The sequence below is a fragment of the Stenotrophomonas sp. genome (genome assembly GCF_031995405.1).
GTDB lineage: Bacteria > Pseudomonadota > Gammaproteobacteria > Xanthomonadales > Xanthomonadaceae > Stenotrophomonas.
Window position 1 is genome coordinate 1 of the sequence record NZ_DAMAGC010000156.1, and the last position, 8,200, is coordinate 8,200.

Below are 8,200 nucleotides of genomic sequence, written 5' to 3' on the forward strand. Positions count from 1 at the left end.
AAGCGAACGCCAGCGCCATCGCACGCCCGATGCCCTTGCTGCCACCGGCAATCAATACCCGCCGCCCGGAAAAATCCAGGGGTGGGCCGGCAGCGGAATCGGACGCGCCGGCCATCACAGGTCGAACTTGATGCCCTGGGCCAGCGGCAGCGAGTCGGAGTAGTTGATGGTGTTGGTCTGGCGACGCATGTACACCTTCCACGCATCCGAACCGGACTCGCGGCCACCGCCGGTATCCTTCTCGCCACCGAACGCGCCGCCGATTTCCGCACCGGAGGTGCCGATGTTGACGTTGGCGATGCCGCAGTCCGAACCGGCCGCCGACAGGAAGCGCTCGGCGGTCTTCAGGTTGGTGGTGAAGATCGACGAGGACAGGCCCTGCGGCACGCCGTTCTGCATCTCGATGGCTTCATCCAGCGTGCTGTACTTCATCACGTACAGGATCGGCGCGAAGGTTTCGTGCTGCACCACTTCGTCGCTGTTCTTCAGCCCGGTGACGATGGCCGGCAGCACGAAGTTGCCGGCGCGATCGATGCGGGTGCCGCCGGTTTCCACGGTGCCGCCGCTGGCCTTGGCCTTCTCGATCGACGCAAGGAACTGCTGCACGGCGCCGTCGCTGTTGAGCGGGCCCATCAGGTTGGCCGGGTCGGTCGGATCGCCGATCTTGCCTTCCACCTGCTTGTACGCCTTGATCAGCGTGGCCAGCACGTCGTCATGGATGGATTCGTGCACGATCAGCCGGCGCGTGGTGGTGCAGCGCTGGCCGGCGGTGCCGACTGCCCCGAACACGATGCCCGGGATGGCCAGCTTCAGGTCGGCGGTTTCGTCGAGGATGATGGCGTTGTTGCCGCCCAGTTCCAGCAGGCAACGGCCCAGGCGATGGGCGACCTTCTCGGCGACCTGGCGGCCGACCTGGGTCGAGCCGGTGAAGCTGATCAGCGGCACGCGCTTGTCGGCCACCATCTTCTGCGACAGCTCGGTGCCGGCATCGTTGATGAGGAAGAACAGGTCCGGGAAGCCGCCGTCGCGCAGCGCTTCATTGCAGATGCGCATCGAGGCGATGGCGGTCAGCGGGGTCTTGTTGGACGGCTTCCACAGGCAGATATCGCCGCAGATCGTGGCCAGGAACGAATTCCACGCCCACACCGCCACCGGGAAGTTGAACGCACTGATGATGCCGACCAGGCCCAGCGGCTGGTACTGCTCGTACATGCGGTGGCCCGGACGCTCGGAATGCATGGTGTAGCCGTACAGCATGCGGCTCTGGCCCACGGCGAAGTCGGCGATGTCGATCATCTCCTGCACTTCACCGTCGCCCTCGGGCTTGCTCTTGCCCATTTCCAGGGCGACCAGCGAGCCCAGTGCATCCTTGTTGGCGCGCAGCGCTTCGCCGCACAGGCGCACGGCTTCGCCACGGCGCGGGGCCGGGGTGGTGCGCCACACTTTGAAGGCTTCCTGGGCGCGCGCGATGATGGTTTCGTAATCGGCGTCGGTGGTGGCGTGCACGGTGGCGATCGCTTCACCGGTGGTCGGGTTGATCGGGGTGATCACCCCGGCGCTGGTGGCGGTGGACCACTCGCCGTTGCCCAGATAGGTGCCAGCGTTGGTCGCGTCCAGGCCAAGGGCCTTGAGCAGCTCAGAGGACATGCAAACTCCTGTTGCGTATCAAAAAAGGGCGCAGCCGCTGGCAGGGTGGGGGGCGGCATGCAGAACGCCGATTCTACCCGGTCGCCGCAGGCGATGCCCGGCTGCAGCCGGCGCATACGCGGTCGCCCTAAACAGGTAGAGCCGGGCCATGCCCGGCTGCGCTTCCCCTGCAACCGGATAGAATGTCGCCCATTGTTCGCCCCCAGGAATCTGAATGAACGTTACCGTTGCGGAAGGTGTGGTTGTCGGCAATCGTCTGCCGTTCGTGCTGTTTGGCGGCCTCAACGTGCTCGAAGACCTCGACTCGACCCTGCACGCGGCCGAACACTTCAGCACGGTGACCGCCAAGCTCGGCATCCCGTACGTGTTCAAGGCCTCCTTCGACAAGGCCAATCGTTCCTCGATCGCCTCCTACCGAGGCGTCGGCCTGGACGAAGGCCTGCGCATCTTCGAAGAGGTCAAGCGTCGTTTCGGCGTGCCGGTGATCACCGACGTGCATGAAGTGGCACAGGCTGCTCCGGTGGCCGAAGTCGTCGATGTGCTGCAGCTTCCGGCATTCCTGGCCCGCCAGACCGACCTGGTCGAGGCGATCGCGCGCACCGGCCGCACCGTCAACGTCAAGAAGCCGCAGTTCCTCAGCCCCACGCAGATGAAGCACATCGCGGCCAAGATCCGCGAAGCGGGCAACGAGAAGATCATCCTGTGCGAGCGCGGTGCGCAGTTCGGTTACGACAACCTGGTCGTGGACATGCTGGGCTTCCGCGAGATGACCGAATCCACCGGCGGCCTGCCAGTGATCTTCGATGTCACCCACAGCCTGCAGCGCCGCGACGCCGGCAGCGACGCCTCCGGTGGTCGCCGTCGCCAGGTGGCCGAACTGGCCCGCTCGGGCATGGCGCTCGGCCTGGCCGGCCTGTTCCTGGAAGCCCACCGCGACCCGGACCACGCCCGTTGCGACGGTCCCAGCGCACTGCCGCTGGCCGCGCTGGAACCGTTCCTGGTGCAGATGAAGGCGCTGGACGAACTGGTCAAGGGCTTCCCGGAACTGGATATCCGCTGACCCGGCCCACCCACGCGATGCGGCGGTGGCCTTGGTCCCGTCGCTGAATGTGGGTATCCTTCACGGCTGCACCCGCATCTCCGGTGCGGCATATGGCCTCGTAGCTCAGCTGGATAGAGCGTCCCCCTCCTAAGGGGAAGGTCGCCCGTTCGAATCGGGCCGGGGTCACCATAATCAATGGCTTGGGCCATTCGGCGCATAGCGTCTACTCGACTGTTTTCGGCATATCCATGCTGTCTGGTCACAGTGGTCACAGTCGGTCTGCTTCTGCGAATCTATCTGGCAGGAAGCCGAGCGCGCGAAGTGTCCTTCATGAGCGTGGCGCGAATGGCAGCGAGCCTTTCCGCCGACGTTCGGGCGGAGCGCATTACGGCATCGATGCCAGGCTTCCAGCGGGTCAGCTTTTCGGTTTCGTGGTTCCAGTGGAGGATGTCTCGTATCGCGACGCCGTCCACAACCCGCATCACCAGATGGTTGCCAGTTCCATTCGACGCGAGCGCCACAAGATCAAGTGATCGAAGGTGAATTCCCCACGCACCGCGCAGGTTCTCATACGTGACCGATCCGGCCGTCTTCCGCGGGTTGCCGGGATCAAATACCGGGAAAAATCGCCACCCACCCGGTAGCTCGGTGCCGTTGTGCGTGAGCCAGACGGCCCTGAGTTCAACTGGAAACACAACGCCCAGCTCCCGCTCTGCCTCATCAATGAGCGCCGCAGTGGCAACGCTGCTAGTTCCCGGCATCGTCGTCTCCTTTGTTCGGGACTTCCAATTGTATGAAACGAGCATCGGGCCGGTCACCAGCATCACCGCGTCGACCCTTCGCCTTTCGTAAGCTCCAAAATGCACTGCAACAGCACCTGCCGTTTCCCCGCATCGCTGTCCTCCTGCCAACAGCCCAGCATCTGCAGCCAGAATCCGTCCGCCGCCAGGCGCGCGGCGCGGAGGTGGGGATCGGCGCGTTCGGCGGGAAATGCCTCCAGGCGCGCCGCAAGCCAGTTCCGCCAGAGGTCGGCAAATGCCGGTTCCACCAGCGCGGTCAGCGAAAACTTCACCCAACTGCGGTCTTCCGTCTGCATCGCATCGAATGTGGCGGTGACATAGGCGCGTGTGAACCTGCCATGGGCCAGCGTGTCGCGCGCGAGGATAGCGTCGAGTTCGTCACCGAAGCGCAGCAGGCAGTCGGCATAGGCCGCTTCCAGCAGCTGCTGGCGATTGGCGAAGTGGTGGAAGAGGGCGCCCTTGCTGACCCCGGCACGCTCGGCCACGCCGAGCACGGTCACGCCGCCCAGGCCACGCTGCGCTGCTTCCTGCGCCACCGCGTCCAGCAGGGCCACGCGAACCAGCGCGGGCTGCTTGCGCCGTTTGAGTGCGTCCATCAGTGCGCCGCCGCCTTGGAGAACGCGTTGATCATGACCACCCCGCCCACGATCATCGCCACGCCTGCAATGGCTTGCCAGTCCAGGGTCTGCTTGAACACGGTGACGCTGATGATCAGGGTGAGGACGATGCCAAGTCCGCCCCAGATGGCGTAGGCGATGCCGAGCGGCAGGGTCTTCAGCGCATGGCTCAGCAGGTAGAAGGAGAGCCCGTAGCAGAGCGCCATCCCGATGGTGGGGACGAGCCGGGTGAACTGCGCTGTCTTCTGCAGCAGCAACGTGCCGGTGACCTCGGAGACGATGGCACCGGTCAGGAACAGATACGCCGTGATGAGAGGGGTCATTGCGAACAACCTTAAAGATACCGACCGGTCGGTATGTTAAAGGAAAGGGTGCTGAACGGAGACTGTCTGCAGCGGCTTGGGGCTTTCCCGATGCCGCGTGCAGGTCAGTGCACTCGAGGTGCGTGGTCGGATGGATGGAGGCACGGTGATGTCACGCCGCCAGGAAAGCGCTCGATGAACGCGGCAAAGCGCGCGCCTGATATCGCCTGCCGGGTTCGACACGCCGGGCAGTCCAGCACGGCGCCGCCGCCGGGGATGTTGACCAGCCAGGGCGCGGTTATCTCCATCGTGTAATGACAGGTCAGGCACTCCGCTCGCACGCTGAGGATGGCGTTGACCGTCGTCTGCGTGGAGCCCGCGGGCATGCCCACGACAGCCAGCAGGTAGAACAGACCTGTATCCGGCACGATCCTGCCCCCCGACGAAATGGCGCGGAAGTCATGCCTTGCCCCAACCGGCAAAGCGCCCGGCGGCAGTGCACACGAAAGGTCTTTCCACGTAGGTGGGATCCTAGTCCTGTGCTTGTTAGCACGCTGCATGTGAGGCGCAGCGGGCGTTTACTAGGCCACGGGAAGCAGAAGCCCGTCGAAGCGTGCATTGCTGATCGCCTGGCGTGTCTTGCAGCCGGGGCAGGTAATGGCGATGCCCCCCGGGATGATCTGCAGGCCGTGGCGGGCGATGGCGGTGAAGTGACGTTTGCATGCAACGCAGGCGGCGGCCACGGCGGTAATGGCCGCTCCGCCTGCGCCAGGTGCCGTGCCTGGCCCGTGGACTTCAATCAGCTCGAAGATGCCGGTACATGTCATGGGGCGCGAGATCCGTGGGTGCCGGGGGCACCAGGAAGTATCGGCCGGCGCGGCAGGAACCTGAGGCGGACACGGATGCAGGCTGGCGGCGCTGCGGCGGCGTGGAAGGCCATGGGACGTGCCTTGTCTGGATGGATGCACCACCCTAGGCCCGCGTTCGTTACTTGAGCGCGGGTTCGTGTGAGGCCGGTCTGGACATCTGTCGCTTTGGGGACACCCGCAGGGGTGTCGGGCGGACGCTGTTTTCCGTCGTCTGCCGGGCCTCCTGTCGCCGCAGGGTGTGTGCGTGCACGTACGGTGAGGTCCATGTGCAAAGACACAACCGTTCATCTGACGCGGCGCGAATTCTCGTCCCGGTAACCTGGGCAGGGCCATGGTGGATTTTCACCAGGAGAACTTGCATGCAGACGTCATGGCTGTCCCGAATAGAGCGTTGGGCCGACGAACCCGGTTTTCGCACCCAGACGCTGGACGATGCACGTGCGGCGTTGCGCGAGCTTCTTCCCGGTTTTCCCGCGCCGGGCGACCAGCCTCGGGAGATCTGCGTCAACGGCTATCGTTGGTTCAATGGCGAGATGGAAGCGGTGGCCGACGCCATCCATCGTGCTTCGCGTCGGCCGCACGCGGTAGCCGCCACCCTGGAAGGCGCGGATTGGAATGTCGATCGCAACGCGGCCGGTTTGTGGGCCATCCCGGGCTCGAGCCGCGTGCAGGCGCGCGATACGCGCCGCAATGGCTGGGTCGCCGCTGGCGTCGGCGGTATCGGCATGCGCCCTGTCACGGAACCGGCGGTGTCGCGTCCAGGTGCCGGGTGAAGAACCGGGCCATCACTCGATAGGCCTGCTGGCTTTCCGGAAGTCTGGCATCCAGGTGGAAGGCATGCCCCAGCCCCTCCCACACGTGCAGATCGGACTCGCGTCCCAGGTCGACCAGCCGCCCGTGCATGTAGGACACGTTGCTCAGTTCCGCGGCGCGGGTGGCCGTGATGAACAACGTGGGCGGGAAACGCGCAAGCAGGGACTCGGAGAAGACCGGCGACACCAGTGGATCGCGGAAGTCGACGTCGCCGTAGTACAGGTCTTCCATGATGGGCAGCGACCCATCGGCGTGCGGTAGCAGCGCGTCGTTGATCGCGGCCATCACGTAACGGGAATCACCGCCATAGCGCGCATCGCCGCCAGCGCAGAACAGGCCGGCCGCGCCCGGCATCGGGAGCTTCTCCTTGTCGAACCACGCCAGTGATTCGCCGGTGAGGACGCCGCCGGCGGAGCAGCCGAAAATGCCGATATGCCTGGCCGGCATGCGCGCGAGCGCGGCGCGGTAGACCGCGGCGACATCTTCGCTGGCCGCGGGGAATTTGTGCTCCGGACCTTGTCGATACTCCACCGCGATGACCGTCGCGCCAGTCATCGCGGCCACCGGGATCGCTTCGAGCAGGCCAAGACTGTCGGCGCGCCCGAACACGAAGGCGCCGCCGTGCAGTTCGATCAGCAGGCGTTGCGCGGTCGGATCGGTTGGCGCACTGCGGGGCTGCACGCGGACCACCGGCACGCCATTCCAGGTTTCGTTGTGCAGCTCGACCGGGTAGCGCTGGCGCAGCGCGGCGATCTCGCCATACGCCCACTGATCGGCGCCCTTGCGGATCTCGTCCAGCTGCGCAAGCACGGCCGCGTTGTCCAGTTTCGCGGTGGGGTCGCCATGGATGACGGCGCTGCGCACGCTGGCCTGCGCCTCCGGGCTGAGGTAGGGCGAAACCGGCAGGGCAAAGCGGGGCACCTGGCGCACGCCTTCATCGGCCACACGGTCCACGGCCACCGCGGGCATGCTCATCGCCAGGCCGATGGCAGCGGCCAACCCCGGCCATGACGTCCTGATCCACGTGCGCATCCACACCGTCCTTGTCGTCGAGAGGCGCACAGCATAGCGTCGGGTGCGGCACGCGTCGCGCCGTTCTCGCGCCCTTGATTCCGGCTCGCCTAGAATGCAGCCGATGCCTAATCCCCCCCTTCATGCCCTCGTGTACGTCAGCCATGCCGCCGGCAAGCTCGACAACGCCTACCTCGACAGCATCCTGGTCGACGCCATGGCCCTCAACCAGGTCGCCGGGGTCACCGGCGTGCTCCTGTTCGATGGCGAACGCTTTCTGCAGTACATGGAAGGCAGCGAGGCAGCGGTGTCTGCGGCTTTTCTGCGTGTCCAGCGCTCACGTCGGCACTCCGGCATCCGGGTGTTGATGCGCGGCGAGGTGGCAGAACGTTATTTTTCGAAGTGGTCGATGGCCTGCCGCCATACCGAGGCCTCGATCCTGCAGCGCATCGAGCGCAGCCGCTGGGAGTCGAGGATGCTGCCGCAGATAGCAACCGACCGTAGCGATAACGACGGCCTGGCGCTGCTGATGCAGTTCTGGTCGGACGAGGGCTGAGTGTGGCGGCGCGTCAACTGACAGCGGCGCGTCAATTGCATGTCAGCTGCTGCCGCGCAACTGTCGCCACGCGTTTACATCGGCGGGGCGATGCTGGTAGCCAACCCAAGGAGATCCGACCATGCACAGCAACGCGCCCGAACTGCCCATCGGCCAAACCGTGCCCGGCTCGCCGCAGGAGCCGCTTCCGGCCCCAACGCCGGTGGAAGCACCGGTAACCCCGGACCCGCCGGCGCAGGATCCACCCAATGAGGTGCCCCCCGAGGGCGACCCTCCGCCGGCGGACGCGCCGGTTGAAGAGCCGCCGGCGCCGGGCCACGCGCCTCAGCCCGGCGGCTGAATGCTTCAGCGCGGCGTCGGTGGCTTTTCGTAGTCGTCCGGACTCACTTCGCCTTTGCCCTTGCCCTGGTCGGGCATGTCCTTGTCCTTCCAGCGGGCGGCATCGTTGCGCGTCTTGTCCGGCGTAAACGCCTTCTGTTGATCGTCCTCGGTATTGCCGGAGACGGGCTTGTCGGTGTTCATCGGTGCGCTCCAACAGGGGGT

The 8,200-nt window shown here is 65.6% G+C and carries 10 protein-coding genes, 1 tRNA gene and 1 pseudogene; 4 read left to right on the forward strand and 8 right to left on the reverse strand.

Annotated features, from left to right (window positions below):
* Together RTO53_RS18335 and RTO53_RS18340 are read right to left on the reverse strand one after the other, a co-directional pair.
* Positions 1–115 (reverse strand): annotated as a pseudogene (locus tag RTO53_RS18335) (3-oxoacyl-ACP reductase); the annotation flags it as partial.
* Complete coding sequence (locus RTO53_RS18340; RefSeq protein ID WP_312239143.1) at positions 115–1,647, reverse strand: aldehyde dehydrogenase family protein; 1,533 nt, start codon at positions 1,645–1,647, stop codon at positions 115–117. The gene RTO53_RS18340 and the pseudogene RTO53_RS18335, both read right to left, overlap by 1 nt.
* A gap of 214 nt (positions 1,648–1,861) precedes the next feature.
* On the opposite strand from RTO53_RS18340, the gene kdsA reads away from it, so the two are divergent.
* Entirely contained in the window at positions 1,862–2,707 is an 846-nt protein-coding gene (kdsA, locus tag RTO53_RS18345; protein ID WP_312239144.1) for a 3-deoxy-8-phosphooctulonate synthase, read from the forward strand.
* A 94-nt stretch (positions 2,708–2,801) separates the two neighbouring features.
* Positions 2,802–2,878, forward strand: a tRNA-Arg gene (locus RTO53_RS18350).
* A gap of 104 nt (positions 2,879–2,982) precedes the next feature.
* Here the strand turns inward: RTO53_RS18350 and RTO53_RS18355 are convergent.
* From RTO53_RS18355 to RTO53_RS18370, 4 genes are all read right to left on the reverse strand, one after another.
* Complete coding sequence (locus RTO53_RS18355; protein ID WP_312239150.1) at positions 2,983–3,513, reverse strand: SMI1/KNR4 family protein; 531 nt, start codon at positions 3,511–3,513, stop codon at positions 2,983–2,985.
* On the reverse strand, positions 3,513–4,085 hold the full coding sequence (locus tag RTO53_RS18360) for a TetR family transcriptional regulator (protein WP_312239145.1): 573 nt from the start codon (positions 4,083–4,085) through the stop codon (positions 3,513–3,515). Before RTO53_RS18360 ends, RTO53_RS18355 begins: the two co-directional genes overlap by 1 nt.
* A complete protein-coding gene (locus RTO53_RS18365; RefSeq protein WP_345784550.1) occupies positions 4,085–4,429 on the reverse strand; it encodes a multidrug efflux SMR transporter in 345 nt (114 codons plus the stop codon). Before RTO53_RS18365 ends, RTO53_RS18360 begins: the two co-directional genes overlap by 1 nt.
* Positions 4,430–4,989: 560 nt before the next feature.
* Positions 4,990–5,235, reverse strand: coding sequence for a hypothetical protein (locus tag RTO53_RS18370; RefSeq protein WP_312239146.1), 246 nt, complete (start codon positions 5,233–5,235; stop codon positions 4,990–4,992).
* A 401-nt stretch (positions 5,236–5,636) separates the two neighbouring features.
* Between RTO53_RS18370 and RTO53_RS18375 the strand changes: the two genes are divergently transcribed.
* The gene (locus RTO53_RS18375; protein WP_312239147.1) at positions 5,637–6,050 is read left to right on the forward strand and encodes a hypothetical protein; all 414 of its coding nucleotides are present in this window, start codon (positions 5,637–5,639) and stop codon (positions 6,048–6,050) included.
* On the opposite strand, the gene RTO53_RS18380 is transcribed toward RTO53_RS18375, so the two are convergent.
* Positions 6,013–7,065 (reverse strand): alpha/beta hydrolase, encoded by a 1,053-nt coding sequence (locus RTO53_RS18380; RefSeq protein WP_312239152.1) that lies wholly within the window; start codon positions 7,063–7,065, stop codon positions 6,013–6,015. The genes RTO53_RS18375 and RTO53_RS18380 overlap by 38 nt on opposite strands.
* A 151-nt stretch (positions 7,066–7,216) precedes the next feature.
* Between RTO53_RS18380 and RTO53_RS18385 the strand changes: the two genes are divergently transcribed.
* Positions 7,217–7,657 carry a BLUF domain-containing protein gene (locus RTO53_RS18385; protein WP_312239148.1) on the forward strand — a complete coding sequence of 147 codons (441 nt, stop codon included), beginning with the start codon at positions 7,217–7,219 and terminating at the stop codon, positions 7,655–7,657.
* Between the two features lie 345 nt (positions 7,658–8,002).
* Here the strand turns inward: RTO53_RS18385 and RTO53_RS18390 are convergent.
* On the reverse strand, positions 8,003–8,200 hold a 198-nt coding region (locus tag RTO53_RS18390), incomplete at its 5' end, for a hypothetical protein (RefSeq protein WP_312239149.1).